Genomic DNA, 21,121 nt, shown 5'->3' with positions numbered 1-21,121 from the left:
GAAGATCCGCTGGAACACGCCAGTTCCCTTCACCGCGGCAGACCGCGCGTTCGGCGCACGGTACGGGTGCTCACCCTTCCGTGACCGGACTGCGACTACGGTAGGCGCATGAGCCTTGGCGATGAACGGGAGCTTGTGCCGCTGGGAGCCGGCTTCGACGTGGCGAAGCGCGGGTACAGCCGAGCACAGGTCGACGAGCACCTCGAACGGCTGGACGCCGACCTCAAGATGCTCACCGCGGATCGGGACGCCGCCATCGCGCAGGCGGGTGACCTGGCCCGCCAGCTGGAGATCGCGCGCGGCGAGATCGCGGACCTGCGCGGGCAGGTCGACCGGCTGGCCCAGCCGCCGACGAGCGTCGAAGGCCTGTCCGAGCGCCTCCAGCGGATGCTGCGCCTGGCGCAGGACGAGTCCGCCGACACGCGCGCCCGCGCCGAAGCCGAGGCCGGGCACATCCGGGCCAAGGCCGAGACGGACGCGAGCGCCATGCGCGCCCGCTACGAGCAGCTGCTCACCGAGCTCGATCTGCGGCGCAAGGAGATGGAAGCCGAGCACCGCAGGGTTCTCGAGGACGCCCGCGCGGAGGCCAAGAAGATCACCGACGAGGCCGAGGCGGAGCGCAAGCGGCTCGACACCGAGTCGCAGGAGCGCCGCACCAAGGTCGAAGAGGACTTCGAGATCGCGATGGCCTCGCGCCGCACCGAGGCGATGCGGGTGCTGGCCGAGCAGGAAGCGGCGAGCAAGGCCGAAGCCGCGCGCCGCGTCCAGGAGGCGACGCAGGACGCCGCCGACATCCGCGCGAAGATCCTCGAAGAGGAGAAGGCGGCGAAGGCCGAGATCGACCGCCGCCAGCGGGAGTCGGTCGCGGAGGCGAACAAGCGCCGTCAGGACTCGATCACCGAGGCCAACGCGCGGCTCGCGGAGGCCGCCGACGAGGCGCGGCGCCGTGTGACGTCGGCCACCGAAGAGTCGAACCGGCGGATCACCCAGGCCAACGAGCGGGTCGACGCGCTGCGCAAGGTGCGCGGCGGGCTGGCCGAGCAGGTGCGCGCGGCGCGGGCGGTGCTGGCCGAGGCGCACACCGTCCTCGGCGACGAGGTCAAGGTGCCCGCGGACGTCAAGGCCGACCTCACACCGGGCCAGGACGCCGCCGCCGACGAGACCGAGCAGACCGTCCGCGTGCCCGACGTCGAGGAGACGATCCGGATCCGCGCCAGCGACGTGCCGAAGCCGAAGCCCGGAGCCAAACCCGCCGCCAAACCCGCGGTGAAGCCCGCCCCCAAGCCGGCTCCGCGGCCGAGCGGAGCGCAGAAAGCGACTGGCGAGTAACCTTCCACCCGACACGGGCGCGGACGAGCCTGCTGGTCGGTCACGACCGGCTATCGTCCCTGCTCACAGGGATCACCTGGAGGTTTGCGCATGGGTGCGGCATATCGGACCGTGGTGGTGGGCACGGACGGCTCGGAGTCCTCGTTCGCGGCGGTGGACCGCGCGGCGGCGGTGGCCGGCGACGCGGGCGCCACGCTCGTCATCGCGTGTGCGTTCTACCCGGCGAGCCAATCCGACGTCGACAAGGCGCAGGACGTCCTCGGCGAGGAGGCGTACCAGGTCGTGGGCTCGGCACCGGCCGAGGACACCCTGCAGTCGGCCCGGGACCGCGCCGCGCGCGCGGGCGCCGAGAAGATCGACACGGTCGCGGTGAAGGGCGACCCGGTCGACTCGCTGCGCAAGGTGGTCAAGGAGCGCGAGGCCGACCTGCTCGTGGTCGGCAACCGCGGCCTGAACACGATCGCCGGCCGGATCCTGGGCTCGGTGCCGTCCGAAGTGGCCCGCAAGTCCGGCGTGGACGTGCTGATCGTCCACACGACCTGAGCCGTGACCGATTCGAGCGAGGAGCTTCAGCAGCGGCTCGAACGCGTCCTGCTCGGCGGCAGGCGGAAGTACACCCGGCTCGAAGTGGCGGAGAAGGCCGGCGTGCCCGACGAGCGGTCACGCCGGCTCTGGCGCGCGCTGGGCTTCGCGACCGTGCGCGACGACGAGGTGGTCTTCACCGACGCGGACGTCGAGGCGATGCGGACCGCCGACCAGCTGGTGCAGTCCGGGCTGATCGACCCGAGCATCGAGGTGCCGGTGACGCGCGCGCTCGGCCAGCACCTGTCGCGGCTGGCCGAGTGGCAGGTCGACATGCTGTGGGAGCTCATCCGGGAGCAGCCGGAGCTGGGCCGCAGCGAGCGCCAGGTGACCCGCCTGGTCGACCGGCTGCTGCCCGAGCTGGAGCGGGTGCAGAACTTCGTCTGGCGCCGGCACCTGGCTGCGTACGCGGGCCGCGCTTTCGCGGCGGCGGGCGACAACGTCGAGGCCCGCACGGAGGTGGTCGGGTTCGTCGACATGGTCGGCTACACGCGCCTGACGCGCCAGATCGGCGAGGACGAGCTGAGCCGGGTGCTCGACGCGTTCGAGACCCTGGCCACGGAGGTGATCGCCGAGCACCACGGCCGGGTGGTGAAGATGATCGGCGACGAGGTGCTGTTCGTGGCGGACTCGCCGGTCGACGCGGCGGAGATCGCCCTGACACTGACCGAACGCACGTCGGCGGACGAGACGCTGCCGGCGGTCCGCGCGGGCATGGCCTCGGGCCGGATCCTGTCGCGGTTCGGCGACGTCTACGGCTCGGTGGTCAACCTGGCGGCCCGCCTGACGTCGGTGGCCCGCCCGGGCACGATCCTGGTCGACCGCGAGCTGGCGGCGCAGCTCGACGGACAGGACGCGTACGAACTCCGGGTCCGCAGGCCGGTGACGGTCCGCGGCTACAACCGCCTCCGCCCGGCGGCCCTGCGCCGTGCCCAGGAAGCGCCGACGGGGATGTTCGCGAGCTCGCAGCAGCTGGCGGCGGAGATGCTGGGGCTCACGAACCCGGCCACCGGCGAGCCTGCCGGGAGGGAGCCGGAGGAGGCCGCCGAGGCGACCCCCTCACCGCGCCCACGCCGCCGTCGGCGGGGACGCCTGCTCTGACCGGACCCCCGGCCACCGGACGGCGGGGCGGGGGTCCCACCGCTGCGAACCTGCCGCCGCCGAGGCGCACCGTCGACACCGGCGAGCCGGCGCTCTCCCGCCGCCGACGAGCCTGGCGGGAATGAGCAGGAGGAAGCCGCCGAGGCGACCCCTCGCCGGCTGCCGACAAGGCCGCCTCCGCCTACCGGACCGCACGCCGGTCACCCAGGAGCCGCCCGCGCCGCCGGCGAGCGACCCTTCGCCGCGCCAGCGCCGCCGCCGGGCGGGGGTGTCACCTCTTATCAACCGGCGCCGCTCCTCCGGTGAGTAGAATCCTTGCTTTCGCGTGACGGTGGGAGGTGCGCGTGGCAGGACAGTACGTCGATGTCGGCGAGCCGGCGGAAACCGGACCGCAGCCGGCTGCCGTGTTCCTCTCCTACGCCCGGGAGCCCGGCGATCCCGCCCACGAGGAGGCCGTGCTCCGGCTGTGGGCTTTACTGCGGTCCTGTGGGGTCGACGCGCGGCTCGATCGGGGTGAGGCGCAGCAGCGCCGGGACTGGGCGCTGTGGCGGGGTCAGCAGATCCGGGACGCCGGCCACGTGCTGGTGATCGCTTCGCCCGCGTACCGCCGCAGTGCCGAGGGCCGCGGTGACTCCGCCGAGGAGCGCGGTGTCCAGTGGGAAGCCCGGCTGATCCGCGACACCTTCTTCGCCGACCCCCGCGCCGTGAACCGGTTCGTGCCCGTCGTCCTGCCCGGTCAGAGCAAGGACGGCGTGCCGGACTTCCTGGGGCCCGACACCGCGGACGTGTACACCGTCTCGGACTTCACCGTCGAAGGCGCGGAGCCGCTCCTGCGGCTGCTCACCAACCAGCCCGAGATCCTCGAGCCGCCGCTGGGGCCCGTGCCGGAACTGAAGCCGCGGCCGGTGCCGCCGGCCACGTCCGCGAAACCGGCGCGGCGACCGGGTGGCGGCGTCTGGAACGAGATCTCCGGCACCGTCCACGGAACCGTGTTCCAGGTCGGAAACGTCGGCTCGATGAACGTCCCCGCCGCCCCCGCCGTCCCGGTCGGCGACGGGGCTGATCCGCGAACGAAACGAGCCTTCCAGGACGCCTACCGGCGGGCCGCAGGCCGGTTGGGCGAGCCGGCCGGACCGGCCCTTCGGGAGGGACCCGGCTTCGTCCAGCACTTCACCGGCGACGCCGTGATCTGCGCCGTCGACGGCAAGCGGGCGGTCGCGGTCGCCGGGCCTGTGTGGGACGACCTGTCGGCCCTGCCGGATTTCCCGGCCGGTCCGGGATTCCCGACCACGGACTACGTCAACGGCGCCGCCCAGGTGGTCGACCTCGGCGGCGGGACGTGGAAAGCCGGTGTCCTGCTCCGCGATCCCGAACCGCGGTGGCATCCCCAGCCGCGGCTGAGCATGGAAGCGCGGCGAGCCTTCCAGCTGCCGGTGGCCGGGCCGGCGAAGCTGACCGTGCGGGCCATCGCGACTCTGCCGTGGCAGCTGGACGACGACCTCGAAATCACGGGCCTTACCCGGAAACTGCTCAAATCGGCGCTGCCCCAGGCCGAGATCACCGCGCAGATACCAACGCTGTGCCGGCGGCGGGGGCTTCCGCTTTCCTCGCTCCAGTGGGAGCGGGCGAGCGGGCCGGACGTCCGCCAGACCGGCCGTGACGCCCGGTACGACCAGGCGGCCGGCGACAGCATGCGCGCGGTCGCGCGGATCATGCTGCCCAACAGCTTGACGTCGGCGATCACAGTGACGGTCGAGTTCCAATCGAACCTGCCGATCACCGCGAACGAGGTCGTGGAACTGTGGACGGCGGCGTGGGACACCGCGGCCGTCGTGGTGCCCCGCGCGCTCGTCCCCGATCCCGCGAACGCCGTGCTGCTCGCTCCGCCGGCGGTGGAACTACAGGTCAAGACCGATGGCACCCTGACCGACGTGATCGACCTGTCAGTGTTCGGCAACTCGGTCGGCCGGCCGGGCCCCCAGGGTGCGGTGACCGTGGTCGCCCCCGTCGGGCTCGGCCGCGACGAGCGGCGGGCCTGGGCCGCGAAAGCCCTGACCCGCCTGGCCCGCGACTGGGGCTTCGTCAACGCCGAGGAATCCGACCTGCGCTGAGCTCAGGCGTCGAAGTCCACCGTCAGCGTCTCCGACACCGGGTACGACTGGCACGTCAGCACGAACCCCGCCTCGACCTCCGCCTTCTCCAGCGCGAAGTTGCGCCGCAGGTCGACCTTCCCCTCCGTCACCTTCGCGCGGCACGTCCCGCACACCCCGCCCTTGCACGCGAACGGCAGGTCCGGGCGGAACTTCTGGGCCCCGTCGAGCACCGACGACGAGCGCGGCAGCGTCATGGTCGTGGACCGGCTGTCCAGCACCACGGACACCTCCGACGACTCGCCCGCCACCGCCGGGTCGAGGTGCTCCACCGGCGCCGGCGGCGTGTCCACGTAGAACAGCTCCTGGTGGATCCGCTCGTCCGGCACGCCCAGCGACGCCAGCAGTTCCTGCGCGCCCGACACCATCTCGTACGGGCCGCACAGCCACCAGTGGTCCACGGAACCGACCGGCACCAACGTGGCGAACAGCGTGCGCAGCTTCGGGACGTCCAGGCGGCCGGTGAACAGCTCGGCCTCGCGGGGCTCGCGCGACAGCACGTGGATCAGTTCCAGCCGCGACGGCGCCCGGTCCTTCAGGTCCGCCAGCTCGTCCGCGAACATCACCGTGTCCGTGCGCCGGTTGCCGTAGAGCACCGTCACCGTCGCGTCCGGGGTGTCCAGCAGGGACGCCACGATCGACAGCACCGGCGTGATGCCCGAGCCCGCCGCGATCAGCACGTGGTGGCCGCCCGCGGTGAGGTCCGGCGTGAACGAACCCGTCGGCGGCGCCACCTCGACCGTGTCACCCGGGCGGACTTCGTTCACCAGCCACGACGAGAAGAAGCCGTCCGGCACCAGGCGCACGCCGACACGCGGCGGCGCGCCCGCCGGGGCGCAGATCGAGTACGACCGGCGCTCGTCACGACCGTCGATCGAGCGCCGCAACGTCAGCGACTGGCCCGGCTTGAACGCGTACTCCGAAGCCAGCGACGAAGGCACGTCGAACGTCACCGCGACCGCGTCGTCACACAACCGCTCGACGCCGGCGACCTTGAGCTCGTGAAACCGGGCCACCTCAGATCTCCTTGACGTGTTCGAACGGCTCCAGGCACGCGCGGCAGCGCCGCAGCGCCTTGCACGCCGTCGCGCCGAAACGGGACTGCTCTTCGGTGTCCGGGGAACCGCAGTGCGGGCAGGTCACCCGCGACACCGGCGCCGTCAAGGTCAGCGGAATCGGGCCCGACCGCCGCGGCGCCGCGCCGGGGGGCGCAATGCCGGCCGAGGCCAACTTCTCCCGCCCGGCCGCCGAAATCCAGTCCGACGACCACGCCGGCGACAGCTGCGTCCGGATCTCGACGTCCGGGTAGCCCGCCGAAACCAGCGCGTGCTCCAGGTCGTCGCGCATGGTGTCCATCGCCGGGCAGCCCGTGTACGTCGGCGTGATCGCGACGACCACGCGGCCGTCCTCCTCGGACACCGAGCGCAGCACGCCCAGGTCCGCCAGCGTCAGCATCGGCAGCTCCGGGTCGGTGACCGTGGCGGCCACCGCGGCGGCGGTCACCACTTCGCGTCCGGCATCGCCCGGGCGACGCTCTGCAGCTCCGCCAGCACGTACCCCAGCTGCTCGGTGTGGACGCCGTCGCGGCCGGTCCGGCCCGAAACCCCGGCGAGCTCGCCGGCCGACGGCCGCACCAAGGTCGCCGCGGCGAGGGCCTGGTCCAGCACCGCGTCGAACTCGGGCCGCAGCGAAGCCGCGTCCACGAACTCCAGCGGGTGCGTGCGGAACAGCTCCCCCACGTACGGCCAGACGGCGTCGAGGCCCTCCTGCATCCGCTCGTGCGACAACGGCGTGCCGTCGCCGAGGCGGACGAGCCACTGCGCGGCGTAGTCGCGGTGGTAGGTCAGTTCCTTGACGCCCTTGTCCGCGATGGCCGCCAGCACCGGGTCCACCGACGACTCGAGCCGCTGGAACAGGGCCAGCCGCCACGTGGAGAACACGAACAGCCGCGCGATCAGGTGCCCGAAGTGCCCGCCGCCCAGCTCGGCGAGCCGGACGTGGCGGAACTCGTTCTCCGCACGAAGAAAAGCCAGTGAGTCCTCGGTACGCGAAGAGCCGTCGGCCTTGCCGGCCCGCGCGAGCAGCAGCCGCGCTTGACCCAGGAGGTCGAGGGCGATGTTCGCGATGGCGACCTCGTCCTCCAGCTCCGGCGCGTTCGTGCACCACTCCTGCAGCCGGTGGGAGAAGATCAGCGCGTCGTCGCCCAGCATCAGGCAGTACGCGGCCAGCGTCGCACCGTCCACACCGGACGGTACCGAGGTGTCCACTCCGGACAGCGGGTCCTCGAAGCCGGTGCCGAACGCCCAGCGGGCGTCGTTCTCCTCGGTCAGCGACTCGTAGACGTTGTCGAAACTCATATGTGCGGCACCTCCTCGGGGATGTCGTAGAACGTCGGGTGCCGGTAGACCTTGTCGCCGCTGGGCGCGAAGAACGGGTCCTTCTCGTCCGGCGACGACGCCGTGATGTCCGCCGCGCGCACGACCCAGATCGACACGCCTTCGTTGCGGCGGGTGTAGAGGTCGCGCGCGTGGTGCAGGGCCATCTGGTCGTCGGCCGCGTGCAGCGACCCGACGTGCACGTGGTTCAGGCCGCGCTTGCCGCGGACGAACACCTCGTACAGCGGCCAGTCGTGCTTGATCGGGCCCGGAGCGGCGGGGACGCCGTCCAGGGGGACGGCGCCGTGGCCGCCTTCGGCCGTCAGGTCGGTCACTTGCGCTCCTTCTTCCCGGCGTGGGCGACGGCGGCTTCGCGGACCCAGGCGCCGTCCTCGTGGGCCCGGCGCCGGTGCGCGATCCGCTGCGCGTTGCACGGGCCGTTGCCCTTCAGCACGTTCTTGAACTCGTCCCAGTCCACCGCGCCGAAGTCGTAGTGGCCGCGTTCGGAATTCCACTTCAGGTCCGGGTCCGGGAACGTGACGCCGAGGGCTTCGGCCTGCGGCACCGACATGTCGACGAACCGCTGCCGCAGCTCGTCGTTGGTGTGCCGCTTGACCTTCCACGCCATCGACTGCGCGGTGTTCGGCGAGTCGGCGTCCGGCGGCCCGAACATCATCAGCGACGGCCACCACCAGCGGTTCACGGCCTCCTGGACCATCTCCCGCTGCTGCCCGGTGCCCTTCATCATCGTCATCAGCAGCTCGTAGCCCTGCCGCTGGTGGAAGGACTCCTCCTTGCAGATCCGGATCATCGCCCGCGCGTACGGCCCGTAGGACGACCGGCACAGCGGCACCTGGTTGCAGATGGCGGCGCCGTCGACCAGCCAGCCGATCACGCCGACGTCGGCGAAGGTCAGTGTCGGGTAGTTGAAGATCGAGGAGTACTTCTGCCTGCCGGTGATCAGCTTGTCGGTCAGGTCGGCCCGGTCCGCGCCCAGCGTCGCCGCCGCCGAGTACAGGTAGAGCCCGTGGCCGGCCTCGTCCTGGACCTTGGCCAGCAGGATCGCTTTGCGCCGCAGCGACGGCGCCCGCGTGATCCAGTTGCCCTCCGGTTGCATGCCGATGATCTCCGAGTGCGCGTGCTGCGCGATCTGCCGGATCATCGTCTTGCGGTAGCCCTCGGGTACCCAGTCGCGCGGCTCGATCCGCTGGTCGCGCTCGATGGTGTGCTCGAAATGCTGTTCCAGTGAGACAGTGGCCGTCACGGCTGCTCCTTCGAAACCAGCGTCAGGACGTCGTACTTCGCCACGGACTCGCCTTCGGCGTTGGTGACGTCGGCGTCCCAGCGGACCTCGCCGTAGTCCTGGTCGATCCGCGGGGTGATCTGCTTCGCGGTCAGCGTCACCGTGAGCGAGTCGCCGACCTTGACCGGCGTGAGGAAGCGGAGGTTCTCCAGGCCGTAGTTGGCCAGCACCGGGCCGGGCTCGGGCGAGACGAACAGCCCCGCGGCGAACGAGACGACCAGGTACCCGTGGGCGACGATCCCGCCGAACAGCGGGTTCGCGGCCGCCGCTTCGGGGTCGGTGTGGGCGTAGAACGTGTCGCCGGTGAACTCGGCGAAGTGGTCGACGTCTTCCTGGGAAACCACCCGCGGCCCGGCGACGACGGAGTCGCCGATCTTCAGCTCGGCCAGGGACTTCCGGAACGGGTGGACGTCGCCTTCGGTGCGCGGGGCGCCGGTGACCCAGCGACCGGTGACCGCGGAAAGCACCGCGGGCGAACCCTGCACCGCGGTGCGCTGCATGTGGTGCAGCACCCCCCGGATGCCGCCCATCTCCTCGCCGCCGCCCGCACGGCCCGGGCCGCCGTGGACCAGCTGCGGCATCGGCGAGCCGTGCCCGGTGGACTCCTTCGCGTCCTCGGCGTCCAGCACCAGCAGCCGGCCGTGGAACGGCGCCGCGCCGAGGACGACCTCGCGGACGAACTCCTTGTCCGCGCTGACGATCGAACCGGCGAGGCTGCCGCCGCCGCGGGCGGCGAAGCCGACGACCTGCTCGGTGGACGTGTACGGCATGAGCGTCGAGACCGGCCCGAACGCCTCGACCTCATGCGGCTCGGAGCGCTCGGGGTCGGCCTTGAGCAGCACCGGCGAGATGAAGGCGCCACGCTCGGCGTCGGCGTCCACGACGTCGACCTTCTCCGGGTCACCGAACACGACGCTGCCGGCGTCCAGCAGGGCCTTCAGCGACCGCCGGACCTCCTCGCGCTGTTCCAGGCTGGCCAGCGCGCCCATCCGGACGCCCTCGGACGCCGGGTTGCCGACGGTCACCTTCGCGAGCCGCTCGGAAGCCGCCGCGGCGACGTCGTCGAGCAGCGAATCGGGGACGAACGCGCGGCGGATCGCGGTGCACTTCTGGCCCGCCTTGACCGTCATCTCCGTGGTCAGCTGCTTGACGAAAAGGTCGAACTCGGTGGTCCCGCGCACCGCGTCCGGGCCGAGGATCGAGCAGTTCAGCGAGTCGGCCTCGGCGTTGAACCGGACCGCGTTGCGCACGATCGCCGGGTGGGTCCGCAGCTTCTGCGCCGTCGACGCCGACCCCGTGAACGACACCAGGTCCTGCGCGGTGACGTGGTCGAGCAGGTCGCCGACGCTGCCCGCGACGAACTGCAGCGAGCCCTCCGGCAGGATGCCCGACTCGATGATCAGCTCGACGAGCCGCGCGGTCAGGTAGGCCGTCGAACTCGCCGGCTTGACCAGGCTCGGGACACCGGCCAGGAACGCGGGCGCGAACTTCTCCAGCGGACCCCACACCGGGAAGTTGAACGCGTTGATCTGCACGGCGACGCCCCGCAGCGGGGTCGCGATGTGCTGCGCGACGAACGTGCCCCCGCGCGAAAGCGGCTCGACGTTTCCCTCGACGTAGACGGTGTCGTTCGGCAGCTCGCGCTTGCCCTTCGAGCCGTAGCTGAACAGGACGCCGATGCCGCCGTCGATGTCGAACTTCGAGTCACCGAGCGTGGCTCCGGTGCGCGCGGAGAGCGCGTACAGCTCTTCGCGGTGCTCGCGCAGGTGCGAGGCGAGGGCCTTGAGCAGGGCCGCACGCTGGTGGAACGTCAGCTCCCGGAGGGCGGGCCCGCCGACGCGGCGGCCGTACTCGAGCGCGGCCCCGAAGTCGACGCCCGCCGACGAGATCCGGGCGACCTCCTCGCCGGTGGCCGCGTCGTGCAGCGGGACGCCCTCGTCCGCCGCCGTGTGCCAGCTCCCGGAGACGTAGCTGCGCAGCAGTGCCATCAGGTCCCTCTCGCCGAATTACTTACCGGACGTTCAGTTAATCGCATGGTAGCCGCCGCACCCGAAGATCGGAAGGGCCGGACGCTTGACACCGGTGCCGGCCCCTGCCTTTACTGAGCGGCACCGCGAGGTGACCGTCCATTCGGTCGGTGGGGACGGAGGGTTGATGACCAACGCCGCGCACGCGATGTTCGCCGCCGACGAGGCGTCGCGCGCGCTGGGGATCGAACTGGTCGAAGCGAGCGAAGGCCGGGCCGTCGCGACCATGACGATCACGCGCGCGATGGTCAACGGCCACGACATCGCCCACGGCGGGTACGTCTTCCTGCTGGCCGACACGGCGTTCGCCTGCGCCTGCAACACCCACGGCCCGGTCACGGTCGCCGCGGGCGCGGAGATCTCCTTCGTCGCGGCCGGCCGGCTGGGCGACCACCTCGTCGCGACGGCCGCCGAGCGCACCCGCTACGGCCGCAACGGCATCTACGACGTCACCGTGCACCGGGAGACCCCCGCCGGGCCCGAGGTCGTCGCCGAATTCCGCGGCCGCAGCCGCGTCCTCTCCGCGAAACGGGACCGACCATGATCGAGACGGACATCGGCGCGGACGAGCTGGCCGCCCTCCAGCTGGAACGTCTGCAGTGGACACTGCGGCACGCCTACGCGAACGTGCCCGCGTACACGCGGAAGTTCGACGACGCCGGCGTCCACCCGGACGACTGCAAGGAACTGGCCGACCTGGCGAAGTTCCCGTTCACGACCAAGCAGGACCTGCGCGAGAACTACCCGTTCGGGATGTTCGCCGTGCCGCAGGAGCAGGTGCGGCGCATCCACTCCTCCAGCGGCACCACCGGCAAGGCCACCGTCGTCGGGTACACCGAGCGCGACATCGACACCTGGGCGACGGTGATGGCCCGCTCGATCCACGCGGCGGGCGGCCGTCCGGGGCACAAGGTGCACGTCGCCTACGGCTACGGCCTGTTCACCGGCGGTCTCGGCGCGCACTACGGCGCCGAGAAGCTCGGCTGCACGGTGATCCCGGCGTCGGGCGGGATGACCGCGCGCCAGGTGCAGCTGATCACCGACTTCCGGCCCGAGATCATCATGGTGACGCCGTCGTACATGCTGACGCTGCTCGACGAGTTCGAACGGCAGGGCATCGACCCGCGTACTTCGTCCCTGAAGGTGGGCATCTTCGGCGCCGAGCCGTGGACCGAGCAGATGCGCGCCGAGATCGAGGAGCGGTTCGCGCTCGACGCCGTCGACATCTACGGGCTGTCGGAGGTGATGGGCCCGGGCGTCGCGCAGGAGTGCGTCGAGACGAAGGACGGCCTGCACATCTGGGAGGACCACTTCTACCCCGAGGTGATCGACCCGTACTCCGAAGAGGTCCTGGGCGGCGGCGAGACCGGCGAGCTGGTGTTCACGTCGCTGACCAAGGAGGCGCTGCCGATCATCCGCTACCGCACCCGCGACCTGACGGCGTTGTCGCCGGGCACCGCGCGGCCGGCGTTCCGGCGGATGGCCAAGGTCACCGGCCGCACCGACGACCTGATCATCCTGCGCGGGGTCAACGTCTTCCCGACGCAGATCGAGGAGATCGTGCTGCGGACGCCCGCGCTGAGCCCGCACTTCCAGCTCGTCCGGTCCACGCGCGGGCGGCTCGACCACCTGACCGTGCGGGTCGAGGCCCGCCACGACGCTTCTTCCGCCGCTCGGGAGGACGCCGCCGCTTCGCTGGTTTCGCAGGTGAAGGACGGCGTCGGCGTGACGGTGTCGGTGGATGTCGTCGACCCGGACACCCTGGAGCGGTCCATGGGCAAGATGCGGCGGATCGTCGACCAGCGGGAGAAGCCGTGACGGCCCCCCGGCGCGGGCGGCCCGGCTACGACCTCGAATCGCTGCTGCAGGTGGCGGTGAAGCTGTTCAACGAACGCGGCTACGACGGCACGAGCATGGAGGACCTCTCCCGCAAGCTCGGCATCACGAAGTCGGCGATCTACCACCACGTCCCCAGCAAGGAGGAGCTGCTGCGGCTGGCGGTGGACCGCGCGCTGGACGGCCTGTTCGAGGTGGCGTCGGAGACGGCCCAGCTCGACGGGCGCGCGATCGACCGCCTGGAGCACCTGGTGCGCGGCAGCGTCCTGGTGCTGGCGGACCGGCTGCCGTTCGTGACGCTGCTGCTGCGCGTGCGCGGCAACACGAAGGTGGAGCGCGCGGCCCTGGCCCGGCGGCGCGAGTTCGACCGGTTGGTGACGGACCTGGTGAAGCAGGCGGAAGCGGAGGGCGACGTCCGGCCCGACGTCGACCCGGCGGTGACGGCCCGGCTTCTGTTCGGCATGGTCAATTCCCTGATCGAGTGGTACCGCCCGCGACGCGGGTCGTCGGCGGCGGAGGTCGCCGACGCGGTGTGCAAGGTGGCCTTCGAGGGCCTGCGCACCGGGTCGTGAGTGGTAAGGCGAGTTAGAACTCGCCTTACCACTCACGAGGGCTTACTCCGCGCGCACGCGGTCCAGGGCCGGGCGAAGGTCCTCTTCGAGGACTTCTCCGATGTAGACCGCCGCCACGCGCTGCCCCTTGTCGACGATCAGCGAGATCGGCACGGCGGCGAGCGGGAGTCCGCGCAGCCGCAGGGCGATCCGCCCGGAGTCGTCGTGGATCGACGGGTAGCCGAGCTCGAAGTTGCGGACGAAGTCGGCGGCGTACTGGCGGTTGTCGCGCACGTTGAGGCCGAGGACCTCGATGCCTTCGCTCTTCCCCCGCGCCGAAACGGCCTTCAGCGTGTGCGCCTCCGAGCGGCACGGCGGGCACCACGCGCCCCACAGGTTGAGCAGGACGACCTTCCCGGCGTAGTCACCCAGCGAGACCTGCCGGGCCGGGTCGGTGACGTCGGGGCCCGCCAAGTCGGCCACCCGCTTGCGCTCGCCGGGCTCGTAGAAGATCTGTGTCCGGCCGCCCGGCGAGACGAACTCGAAGGTGTCCGGCGCGGCGCGGCCCGTCGAGCAGGCGGCCGGCGCCAGCAGCGCCACGACGACCAGGAGGCGCGCGAGCAGCATGGCGTCACCCTAGCGGGGGGTCAGTCCTCCGCGTTCTGCGGCGGACGGCCCGCCTGCCACAGCAGGGCTTCGCGCAGCTGGCCGATGAGCCGCTCGTCGTCCGCTTCGGACGGGTCGACGCCCAGCGGGATCCACTGTTCGGACACTTTCTCGCCCTGGTCGTAACTGGTGATCACGATCCCCGAGTACGACAGGGACTCTTCGTCCGCGCAGTCGCCGTCGGGCACGGGCTCCTCGGCTTCGAAGCCGTCGTCGAAGCTGACGTGGCGATGCTGCAGGCGGACGCTCACCCAGCGTCCGGCCGGCCGGATCGGCGCGTCTTCTTCGTTCATCTGCTCCTACCCCGGTCGCGGGCCCCTGCCGTCTCGTCGCATCCGGACGCCGGGAAGTTACCGGCCGGTTGTTCCGGTTGCATAACGACAGAGGTTGGCGCGAAACACCACCCGCCCGCCACCGGAGCCACTCTTTTGACACCAGGTCAACTGCTTGTTGACAGCGTGCCGGTCCGCGGCGAGGCTGAGCGGATGACGAGTGGGACCCGGCCGCGGCGCCGCCGGCTCGAACCCGCCGAGCGGCGCGCCGAGATCCTCGCCGCCGCCCGGCACCTGTTCGGGGCGGGCAGCTACGCCTCGGTGTCCACTTCGGACATCGCCGAGGCGGCCGGGGTGGCGCGCCCGCTCATCAACCACTACTTCGGCGGGAAGCGCGAGCTGTACCTGGAAGTGGTGCGGCAGATGATGATCGTGCCCGCGCCGGTCACCGAAGCGCTGCCGGACACCACGATGGAGCAGCGGCTCGCGATCGGCGTCGAACGGTGGATCGAGGTCGTGGACCGCAACCGCGACGCGTGGCTGACCGTGATCGGGCCGGAGTCGGCCGGGCGTGATCCCGAGATCGAGCGCATCATGCGCGAGGCCGACGAGATCGCCGCCGACCGGGTCCTGGAGGCCGCGCTGATGACCGGCGTGACCGAGGGCCGCGAAGAGCTGCGCGCGATGATCCGGTCGTACGGCGGGATGCTGCGCGCGGCGTCGCGGGAGTGGCTGATCCGCGGCACGCTGGACCGCGCGGCCCTGCGCACCTTCCTCACCGACGCGCTGCTCAACCTGCTGAAGCTCACCTACCCGGCGGTGCTTGCCGAGCGGCGCGGAAGCGACGCGCGAACGCCGCCGGCGTCATCCCGGTCCAGCGCTTGAACGCGTGGATGAAGCTCGACGCCTCGGCGTACCCGAGGCGGTAGGCGACGTCCTCGACCGACAGCACGCCGGTGTCGAGCAGCTCTTCCGCGAGCGTTTGGCGGACCTCGTCGACCAGCGCCCGGTAGCTCGTGCCGGCTTCGGTCAGGCGGCGGCGCAGGGTGCGCGTGCTGAGCGTCAGCTGCCGGGCGATCTCGTCCATCCCGGCGTCGACGCCGCCGAGCCGGACCAGGCGTTCCCGCACCTGCTGCGAGACGCCCGAACGCTGCCGGCGGCGCGCGACGAGCGCTTCGCACTGCGCGGCGCACAGGGCGACGGTCTGGTCGTTGGCCTGCGGCAGCGGCCGGGTCAGCAGCGCCGGGTCGAGCGTGGCCCGGCAGGCGTCGGCGCCGAACCGCGGCCGCACGCCGAACGCGGCCAGGTACTCCTCCGGAGTGGACGTCTCGTGCCGGAAGGTCAGCTCGTCCAGCGCGATTTCGGGCAGCAGGTCGCGCATCACCGCGAAGATCGCCGCCAGGTCGCGCAGCACGAGGAAGCGGGCGACGTCGGCGGGCACGCGGCTGTCGTCGAGCTCCAGCGTCAGGCGGTCGCCGCCGAGGACGACGTGCGGGATGCAGAACGCGAAGCTCAGGTCGAAGTAGCGGAGGGCGAGCAGCATCGCGTCGCGCAGCGTCGGGCTGCTGATGCAGGCGAACCCGAAGATGCCGAAGGTGGTGACGCGGTAGCGGCGCCCGAGCGCCAGCGCGGCCGCGTCCGAACCGTCCAACGCGGCCAGTGCCCGGACGACGGCCAGCTCCTGGCGCGCGTCGACCTGGACGGCCGGGTCGGCGAGGAGTTCCGGCGTGAGCGTGGTCGCGGCCAGCAGGGTTTCCGACGGCAGGCCGCGGCCGGCGGCGAACCGGGTCATCAGCTCGATGCTCGCGGTGCCGCGGGGGAAGTCCCAGTCCCCGACGGCGGGCGCGGCGAGCTCGGCCATGGCCGGAATTCTGGATCACACGGCGAGAACGTGTCCAATCGAGGACCGGAACTGTCCGGAGTGATCGTTAGGGTGACGGCGTGGAGACCTTGAGCCGCCGCGCGCTCAACCGCGCGACCCTGGAGCGCCAGCTGCTGCTGAGCCGGGTGCAGATGACCGCGTTCGCAGCGGTGGAACACCTGGCCGGCCTCCAGGCGCAGGCGCCGTTCCCGCCGTACTACGGGCTGTGGTCGCGGCTGGCGGGGTTCCGGCCGTCGGAGCTGGCGGAGCTGCTCGAAAGCCGGCGCGTGGTGCGGATCGCGCTGATGCGCGGCACGGTCCACCTGGTGACGGCGGCGGACGCGCTGGCGTGGCGGCCGGTGGTGCAGCCGCTCTACGACCGCGACCTCAAGCAGAACACCCAGCACGCCGCCGCGCTGGCCGGGCTCGACCACGACGAGGTCGCCGAGGCGGCGCGGAAGCTGCTGCTCGGCGGCCCGCTGCCGGGCACCGCGCTGGGGGCCGAGCTGGCGCGCACCTGGGACGTCCCGGCGGCCTCCCTGACCCACCTGGCCCGGGGCCGCCTGCCCCTGGTGCAGACACCGCCCCGGGCGATCTGGGGCAAGGCCGGCCAAACGACGTACGCGTGCCTGGACGATTGGGTGGGCGCTCCCCTGTCGCCGCCTTCGCCCGCTTCGCTGATCTCGCGGTACCTGCGCGCGTTCGGCCCGGCCACGGTGGCGGACGTGCAGACGTGGGCAGGCATCACCCGCCTCGGCGAAGTGGCGGCCGGGATGGACCTGCGGCGCTACCGCGACCCGGACGGCCGCGAGCTGCTCGACCTGCCGGAGCTGACGGTGCCGGACGAGGACGTCCCGGCACCGCCGCGGCTGCTGGGGCCGTTCGACCAGACGATCCTGTCGTACGCGGACCGGACGCGGGTCGTCTCGGCCGCCTGCCGCAAGCGCGTGATCACGCAGAACGGCCTGGTCAAGGGCACCCTCCTGGTCGACGGGCAGGTGCGCGGCTGCTGGGAGATCAAGGCGTCGCGCAAGGCGGCGGTGATCGAGCTGTCCCCGTTCGAGAAGCTGCCGAAGCGAGACCTGGCGGCGTTGGAGAAGTCGGCGGCGGAGCTGCTCAGCTGGGCCGAGCCGCGCGCGGAGACGCACGACGTCAGGGTGCTGCCCGCAGCGTGACGCCGGCGCTCTCGAACACCTCGCGGACTCGCGGTACCTCGGGTCCCACGACGGTGAACGGCGGGGTCGCGCCGAAGCCGCCCCGGAGGCAGTCGGCGAGGGCGTCGAGGTTGCGGCCGAAGTACCAGCCCGGGCCGTTCACCGCTTCGCCGAGCGCGCAGTAGAAGCCGCTGACGTCGGTGACGTGCGTGGCATCGAGCCGGTAGACCACGCCGGGCGGCCGGTCGGGACCATCCGCACCGTGGTGCGCCAGCGCGGCTCGCAGCCATTCGCCGCGGTCGTACCCGGCCCAGAGGTTCTTCGCGGCCGGACGCCCGGCCGACCACAGGTCCCAGATCGGCCGCGCGGCCGGGCTCGGGGGGTCGTGCAGCGGTTCCCGCAACACCAGGTCGACCTGGTTGCCGCCGTGCGGGGACCACTCGGCGACGTCGAACCGGACCAGGCTCAGCTCCGTCCCGATCCCGAAGTCGTCGACGGCGACGAGGAAGAACAGCGCCGGCCGGATCGCCCGCCCGGCCCGCAGCCGTCCGGACAACTCGTCCGGCAGGGTGCAACCCCGCAGCCGGAGCGGCTCACCCTCCGGCCCCGTGAAGACACCCTGGACGTCCGCGCACGGGATGCACCGTTCTCCGTCGTCTTCGATCAGCGCGTACCGGGGCATGCCTGCACCCTACGGTGGCCGGAATTCTCGATTGTGTGACCGCTCGTGGCCTGTTGTCACAGGTGTCCGGTGCGTAGCTTTTTTCGCATGAGCAGTGCGGCGAAGGGGCCATCGGTGCTGATCGTGGGCACCGGATTCGGCGGCATCGGGACGGCGATCGAACTCAAGCGGGCCGGGTTCACCGACTTCACCATCCTGGAGAGCGCCGCCGAGCCCGGCGGCGTCTGGCGGGACAACACCTACCCGGGCGCCGCCTGCGACATCCCGTCGCCGCTCTACTCCTTCTCGTACGAGCCGAACCCGCGCTGGCCGAAGCGGTTCTCGCACCAGCCGGACATCCTCGCCTACCTGCGGCGCGTCATCGCCAAGTACGGGCTCGGGCCGCACATCCGGTACCGGACCGAAGTCACCGGGGCCGCGTTCGACGAAGACCGCGGGCTCTGGCGCGTCGAGACGAAGGGCGGCGAGACCTTCGAAGCGAACGTCTTCGTGCCCGCCGTCGGGCAGCTGTCGCGGCCGGTGCTGCCGGACATCCCGAACCGGGAGAGCTTCGCCGGCGACGCCTTCCACTCCGCGCGGTGGGACCACGGCGTCGACCTGACCGGGAAGCGCGTCGCCGTCATCGGGACCGGGGCCAGCGCCGTGCAGTTCGTGCCCGAGCTGCGCAAACGCGCCCAGCACGTCACCGTCTTCCAGCGCACGCCGCCGTACGTGATGGCGAAGTCCGACCCGAGCTACCGGCGGTGGCAGCACTGGCTGTTCGAGCACCTGCCGCCCACGCAGCTGCTCGGCCGGCTGCGGATCTTCCTGCTCGCCGAGTACGCCACCTACGCCATGACGCGCCACCCCGCGCTGGCGAAGATGTTCGAGCTGCGGACCGCGCAGCTGCGGCGCCGCCACATCAAGGACCGCGAGCTGCGCGCGAAGCTGACCCCGGCCTATCCCCTGGGATGCAAGCGAATCCTGTTCACCAACGAGTACCTGCCGGCGCTGGCCCAGCCGGACGTCGACGTCGAGACGCGGCGGATCCGCGAGCTCACCGAGAAGGGCGTGCGGGTCGAGGACGGGACGGAGATCGAGGCGGACGTCCTGATCTACGGCACCGGGTTCGCCGCCACGGAGTTCCTCCACCGCATGGCGGTGCGCGGGCTCGGCGGGCGGTCACTGCAGGAGGAGTGGTCCGGCGGCGCGCGGGCGTACCTCGGCATGACCGTGCCCGGGTTCCCGAACCTGTTCTGCGTCTACGGGCCCAACACGAACCTCGGCGCCGGGTCCATCATCTACATGATCGAGCGGCAGGCGCGGTACATCCGGCAGGCGGTGGAGCAGCTCGCGCGGCCCGGCGTGTCCTACCTGGACGTCCGGTCCGACGTCGAGGAGCGCTACGACCGGGAGGTGCAGCGGCGGCTGGGCCACAGCGTGTGGAGCGCCTGCACGAGCTGGTACCGCCAGGCCGACGGCCGCGTGACGACCAACTGGCCGGGCCTGGTCACCGAGTACGACCGCCGGACGCGGCGCCTCGACGTCGCGGACTTCCGGGTGGTGGCGTGATGGACTACGACGTCCTGGTGATCGGCTCGGGGTTCGGCGGCAGCGTCACGGCGCTGCGGCTGACCGAGAAGGGCTACCGCGTCGGCGTGCTGGAGACCGGCCGCCGGTTCGCCGACGACGAGTTCGCGAAGACGTCGTGGCGGCTGCGGAAGTACCTGTGGGCACCGGCGCTGGGCTGCTTCGGCATCCAGCGGCTGACCCTGCTGAAGAACACGTTCGTGATGAGCGGTTCCGGCGTCGGCGGCGGTTCGCTGGTGTACGCGAACACGCTGTACGAGCCGCCGGAGCAGTTCTACGCCGATCCGCAGTGGGCGCACATCACGGACTGGCAGGACGAGCTCGCGCCGTACTACGACCAGGCCAAGCGCATGCTCGGCGTGGTCGAGAACCCGGCGACGACGGCCGCGGACCGGGTGCTGCGTTCGGTGGCCGAGGACATGGGCATCGGGCACACGTACCGCCGCACGCCGGTCGGTGTCTACTTCGGACAGTCGGAGGTGGACCCGTTCTTCGGCGGCGCGGGCCCGGCGCGTTCCTCGTGCACGCTGTGCGGCGAGTGCATGACGGGGTGCCGCGTCGGGGCGAAGAACACGACGGTCAAGAACTACCTGTACCTGGCCGAGCAGGCGGGCGCGGTGGTGCACCCCCTGACGACCGCGGTGTCGGTGCGGCCGGTCGCCGGCGGGTACGCGGTGGACACGCGGCGGACCGGCGGCCGTTCCCGCCGGACGTTCACCGCGTCGCAGGTGGTGTTCGCCGCGGCTTCCCTGGGGACCCAGCGCCTGCTGCACCGGATGCGGGACACGGGCACGCTGCCGTCCGTGTCCCCGCGGCTCGGGCTCCTGTCCCGCACGAACTCGGAGGCGGTGCTGGCGGCACGCTCCCTGCGGGCGGACACGGACTACACGCGCGGGGTCGCGATCACGTCGTCGATCCACCCGGACGCGGTGACGCACGTGGAGCCGGTGCGGTACGGACGCGGCAGCAACCTGCTGGGCCTGCTGGCGACGGTGCTGGTGGACGGCTCGCCGGGCCGCCGGCGCTGGGTGCTGGGCCTGCGCGAGCTGTGGCGGTCCCGCCGGAACCTGCTGCGGATCCACAACCCGCGGCACTGGTCGGAGCGGATGATCGGGCTCCTGGTGATGCAGACCCTGGACAACTCGGTGACGACCTACACGAAGGGGCGGTTCTTCGGCCTGCTCGGCCGCCGCATGACGACCGGACAGGGAGCGGGAGCGCCGTCGCCGTCGTGGATCCCGGCGGGCCACGAGGTCACGCGCCGGGTCGCGGAGAAGATCGGCGGCCTCCCCCAGGGCGCGTGGACGGACCTGGCGAACATCCCGATCACGGGCCACTTCATCGGCGGCTGCGCGATCGGCGACTCCCCCGAGACCGGCGTGGTGGACCCGTACCAGCGGCTGTACGGACATCCGGGCCTGCACGTGGCGGACGGCTCGGCGATCTCGGCGAACCTGGGCGTGAACCCGTCGTTGACGATCACGGCCCAGGCGGAGCGGGCCATGGCGTTCTGGCCGAACCGCGGGGAGACCGATCCGCGGCCCCCACTTGGGGCGGAGTACCGGCGGGTGGCGGCGGTGGCGCCGAAGAACCCGGTGGTGCCGTCTGAAGCACCGGGAGCCCTTCGGCTGCCACTGGCGTGAAAAGGCCCTCCCGGACCGCG

At 71.8% G+C, this 21,121-nt stretch carries 21 protein-coding genes; 11 read left to right on the top strand and 10 right to left on the bottom strand.

Annotation, left to right across the window (positions count from 1 at the left end; translation table 11 throughout):
- The first annotated feature begins 108 nt into the window (after positions 1-108).
- The 4 genes from AB0M93_RS14745 to AB0M93_RS14730 all read left to right on the top strand — a co-directional run bounded on the left by AB0M93_RS14745 (position 109) and on the right by AB0M93_RS14730 (position 5,123).
- The gene (locus AB0M93_RS14745; protein ID WP_364273118.1) at positions 109-1,329 is read left to right on the top strand and encodes a chromosome segregation protein; all 1,221 of its coding nucleotides are present in this window, start codon (positions 109-111) and stop codon (positions 1,327-1,329) included.
- A 90-nt stretch (positions 1,330-1,419) separates the two neighbouring features.
- Entirely contained in the window at positions 1,420-1,872 is a 453-nt protein-coding gene (locus AB0M93_RS14740; protein WP_086838234.1) for a universal stress protein, read from the top strand.
- A 3-nt stretch (positions 1,873-1,875) separates the two neighbouring features.
- Positions 1,876-3,012, top strand: a complete 1,137-nt coding sequence (locus AB0M93_RS14735) for an adenylate/guanylate cyclase domain-containing protein (protein WP_364273115.1) — start codon at positions 1,876-1,878, stop codon at positions 3,010-3,012.
- A 344-nt stretch (positions 3,013-3,356) separates the two neighbouring features.
- Positions 3,357-5,123, top strand: coding sequence for a toll/interleukin-1 receptor domain-containing protein (locus AB0M93_RS14730; RefSeq protein ID WP_364273112.1), 1,767 nt, complete (start codon positions 3,357-3,359; stop codon positions 5,121-5,123).
- Positions 5,124-5,125: 2 nt separating this feature from the next.
- Here AB0M93_RS14730 and paaE read toward each other — a convergent pair whose 3' ends face one another.
- The 6 genes from paaE to paaZ all read right to left on the bottom strand — a co-directional run bounded on the left by paaE (position 5,126) and on the right by paaZ (position 10,828).
- Positions 5,126-6,178 (bottom strand): 1,2-phenylacetyl-CoA epoxidase subunit PaaE, encoded by a 1,053-nt coding sequence (paaE, locus tag AB0M93_RS14725; protein WP_364273109.1) that lies wholly within the window; start codon positions 6,176-6,178, stop codon positions 5,126-5,128.
- A gap of 1 nt (position 6,179) precedes the next feature.
- Positions 6,180-6,668, bottom strand: coding sequence for a 1,2-phenylacetyl-CoA epoxidase subunit PaaD (paaD, locus tag AB0M93_RS14720; RefSeq protein ID WP_364273106.1), 489 nt, complete (start codon positions 6,666-6,668; stop codon positions 6,180-6,182).
- Positions 6,662-7,519 (bottom strand): 1,2-phenylacetyl-CoA epoxidase subunit PaaC, encoded by an 858-nt coding sequence (paaC, locus tag AB0M93_RS14715; protein WP_364273103.1) that lies wholly within the window; start codon positions 7,517-7,519, stop codon positions 6,662-6,664. The genes paaD and paaC overlap by 7 nt, the downstream gene beginning before the upstream one ends.
- The gene (gene paaB, locus AB0M93_RS14710) at positions 7,516-7,800 is read right to left on the bottom strand and encodes a 1,2-phenylacetyl-CoA epoxidase subunit PaaB (RefSeq protein WP_167384962.1); all 285 of its coding nucleotides are present in this window, start codon (positions 7,798-7,800) and stop codon (positions 7,516-7,518) included. The genes paaC and paaB overlap by 4 nt, the downstream gene beginning before the upstream one ends.
- Positions 7,801-7,868: 68 nt before the next feature.
- Entirely contained in the window at positions 7,869-8,801 is a 933-nt protein-coding gene (gene paaA / locus AB0M93_RS14705) for a 1,2-phenylacetyl-CoA epoxidase subunit PaaA (RefSeq protein WP_364273100.1), read from the bottom strand.
- On the bottom strand, positions 8,798-10,828 hold the full coding sequence (gene paaZ, locus AB0M93_RS14700) for a phenylacetic acid degradation bifunctional protein PaaZ (RefSeq protein WP_364273098.1): 2,031 nt from the start codon (positions 10,826-10,828) through the stop codon (positions 8,798-8,800). Before paaZ ends, paaA begins: the two co-directional genes overlap by 4 nt.
- Positions 10,829-10,994: 166 nt before the next feature.
- Here paaZ and paaI point away from each other — a divergent pair, with 166 nt between their 5' ends.
- Genes paaI through AB0M93_RS14685 form a run of 3 tightly spaced genes read left to right on the top strand, consistent with a single transcriptional unit; the run spans position 10,995 to position 13,275 of the window.
- Positions 10,995-11,411 (top strand): hydroxyphenylacetyl-CoA thioesterase PaaI, encoded by a 417-nt coding sequence (gene paaI / locus AB0M93_RS14695; protein WP_364273095.1) that lies wholly within the window; start codon positions 10,995-10,997, stop codon positions 11,409-11,411.
- Complete coding sequence (paaK, locus tag AB0M93_RS14690) at positions 11,408-12,685, top strand: phenylacetate--CoA ligase PaaK (protein WP_364273092.1); 1,278 nt, start codon at positions 11,408-11,410, stop codon at positions 12,683-12,685. The genes paaI and paaK overlap by 4 nt, the downstream gene beginning before the upstream one ends.
- Positions 12,682-13,275: a TetR/AcrR family transcriptional regulator gene (locus AB0M93_RS14685; RefSeq protein WP_364273089.1), complete on the top strand. Its 594-nt coding sequence runs from the start codon at positions 12,682-12,684 to the stop codon at positions 13,273-13,275. The genes paaK and AB0M93_RS14685 overlap by 4 nt, the downstream gene beginning before the upstream one ends.
- Positions 13,276-13,317: 42 nt before the next feature.
- Here the strand turns inward: AB0M93_RS14685 and AB0M93_RS14680 are convergent, their stop codons facing one another.
- Both AB0M93_RS14680 and AB0M93_RS14675 read right to left on the bottom strand, forming a co-directional pair.
- Positions 13,318-13,881: a TlpA disulfide reductase family protein gene (locus tag AB0M93_RS14680; protein WP_364273086.1), complete on the bottom strand. Its 564-nt coding sequence runs from the start codon at positions 13,879-13,881 to the stop codon at positions 13,318-13,320.
- 20 nt (positions 13,882-13,901) lie between these two features.
- Positions 13,902-14,213 carry a hypothetical protein gene (locus AB0M93_RS14675; RefSeq protein ID WP_364273084.1) on the bottom strand — a complete coding sequence of 104 codons (312 nt, stop codon included), beginning with the start codon at positions 14,211-14,213 and terminating at the stop codon, positions 13,902-13,904.
- A 192-nt stretch (positions 14,214-14,405) separates the two neighbouring features.
- On the opposite strand from AB0M93_RS14675, the gene AB0M93_RS14670 reads away from it, so the two are divergent.
- Entirely contained in the window at positions 14,406-15,077 is a 672-nt protein-coding gene (locus AB0M93_RS14670) for a helix-turn-helix domain-containing protein (protein WP_364273081.1), read from the top strand.
- Here AB0M93_RS14670 and AB0M93_RS14665 read toward each other — a convergent pair.
- Positions 14,998-16,053: an AraC family transcriptional regulator gene (locus AB0M93_RS14665; RefSeq protein ID WP_364273078.1), complete on the bottom strand. Its 1,056-nt coding sequence runs from the start codon at positions 16,051-16,053 to the stop codon at positions 14,998-15,000. The genes AB0M93_RS14670 and AB0M93_RS14665 overlap by 80 nt on opposite strands.
- Before the next feature lie 80 nt (positions 16,054-16,133).
- Between AB0M93_RS14665 and AB0M93_RS14660 the strand changes: the two genes are divergently transcribed.
- The gene (locus AB0M93_RS14660; RefSeq protein ID WP_364273075.1) at positions 16,134-17,228 is read left to right on the top strand and encodes a winged helix DNA-binding domain-containing protein; all 1,095 of its coding nucleotides are present in this window, start codon (positions 16,134-16,136) and stop codon (positions 17,226-17,228) included.
- On the opposite strand, the gene AB0M93_RS14655 is transcribed toward AB0M93_RS14660, so the two are convergent.
- Positions 17,206-17,889: a barstar family protein gene (locus tag AB0M93_RS14655; protein ID WP_364273072.1), complete on the bottom strand. Its 684-nt coding sequence runs from the start codon at positions 17,887-17,889 to the stop codon at positions 17,206-17,208. The two genes, AB0M93_RS14660 and AB0M93_RS14655, sit on opposite strands and share 23 nt — an antisense overlap.
- A gap of 87 nt (positions 17,890-17,976) precedes the next feature.
- Between AB0M93_RS14655 and AB0M93_RS14650 the strand changes: the two genes are divergently transcribed.
- A complete protein-coding gene (locus AB0M93_RS14650) occupies positions 17,977-19,440 on the top strand; it encodes an NAD(P)/FAD-dependent oxidoreductase (protein ID WP_364273069.1) in 1,464 nt (487 codons plus the stop codon).
- Entirely contained in the window at positions 19,440-21,101 is a 1,662-nt protein-coding gene (locus AB0M93_RS14645) for a GMC family oxidoreductase (protein WP_364273066.1), read from the top strand. Before AB0M93_RS14650 ends, AB0M93_RS14645 begins: the two co-directional genes overlap by 1 nt.
- The last annotated feature ends 20 nt before the right edge of the window (positions 21,102-21,121 follow it).

The sequence above is a fragment of the Amycolatopsis sp. NPDC051102 genome (assembly GCF_040682815.1).
In the GTDB taxonomy this organism is placed as follows: Bacteria; Actinomycetota; Actinomycetes; order Mycobacteriales; family Pseudonocardiaceae; genus Amycolatopsis.
The sequence above is the reverse complement of the archived record's forward strand: the minus strand, read 5'-3'. Positions and strand labels throughout refer to the sequence as shown.

Excerpts from the sequence above, each read along its gene's own strand:
- AB0M93_RS14745 (WP_364273118.1), top strand. The coding sequence starts at position 109 with ATGAGCCTTGGCGATGAACGGGAGCTTGTGCCGCTGGGAGCCGGCTTC.
- AB0M93_RS14740 (WP_086838234.1), top strand. The coding sequence starts at position 1,420 with ATGGGTGCGGCATATCGGACCGTGGTGGTGGGCACGGACGGCTCGGAG.
- paaC (WP_364273103.1), bottom strand. The coding sequence starts at position 7,519 with ATGAGTTTCGACAACGTCTACGAGTCGCTGACCGAGGAGAACGACGCC.
- paaZ (WP_364273098.1), bottom strand. The coding sequence starts at position 10,828 with ATGGCACTGCTGCGCAGCTACGTCTCCGGGAGCTGGCACACGGCGGCG.
- paaI (WP_364273095.1), top strand. The coding sequence starts at position 10,995 with ATGACCAACGCCGCGCACGCGATGTTCGCCGCCGACGAGGCGTCGCGC.
- paaK (WP_364273092.1), top strand. The coding sequence starts at position 11,408 with ATGATCGAGACGGACATCGGCGCGGACGAGCTGGCCGCCCTCCAGCTG.
- AB0M93_RS14680 (WP_364273086.1), bottom strand. The coding sequence starts at position 13,881 with ATGCTGCTCGCGCGCCTCCTGGTCGTCGTGGCGCTGCTGGCGCCGGCC.
- AB0M93_RS14675 (WP_364273084.1), bottom strand. The coding sequence starts at position 14,213 with ATGAACGAAGAAGACGCGCCGATCCGGCCGGCCGGACGCTGGGTGAGC.
- AB0M93_RS14670 (WP_364273081.1), top strand. The coding sequence starts at position 14,406 with ATGACGAGTGGGACCCGGCCGCGGCGCCGCCGGCTCGAACCCGCCGAG.
- AB0M93_RS14665 (WP_364273078.1), bottom strand. The coding sequence starts at position 16,053 with ATGGCCGAGCTCGCCGCGCCCGCCGTCGGGGACTGGGACTTCCCCCGC.
- AB0M93_RS14655 (WP_364273072.1), bottom strand. The coding sequence starts at position 17,889 with ATGCCCCGGTACGCGCTGATCGAAGACGACGGAGAACGGTGCATCCCG.
- AB0M93_RS14650 (WP_364273069.1), top strand. The coding sequence starts at position 17,977 with ATGAGCAGTGCGGCGAAGGGGCCATCGGTGCTGATCGTGGGCACCGGA.
- AB0M93_RS14645 (WP_364273066.1), top strand. The coding sequence starts at position 19,440 with ATGGACTACGACGTCCTGGTGATCGGCTCGGGGTTCGGCGGCAGCGTC.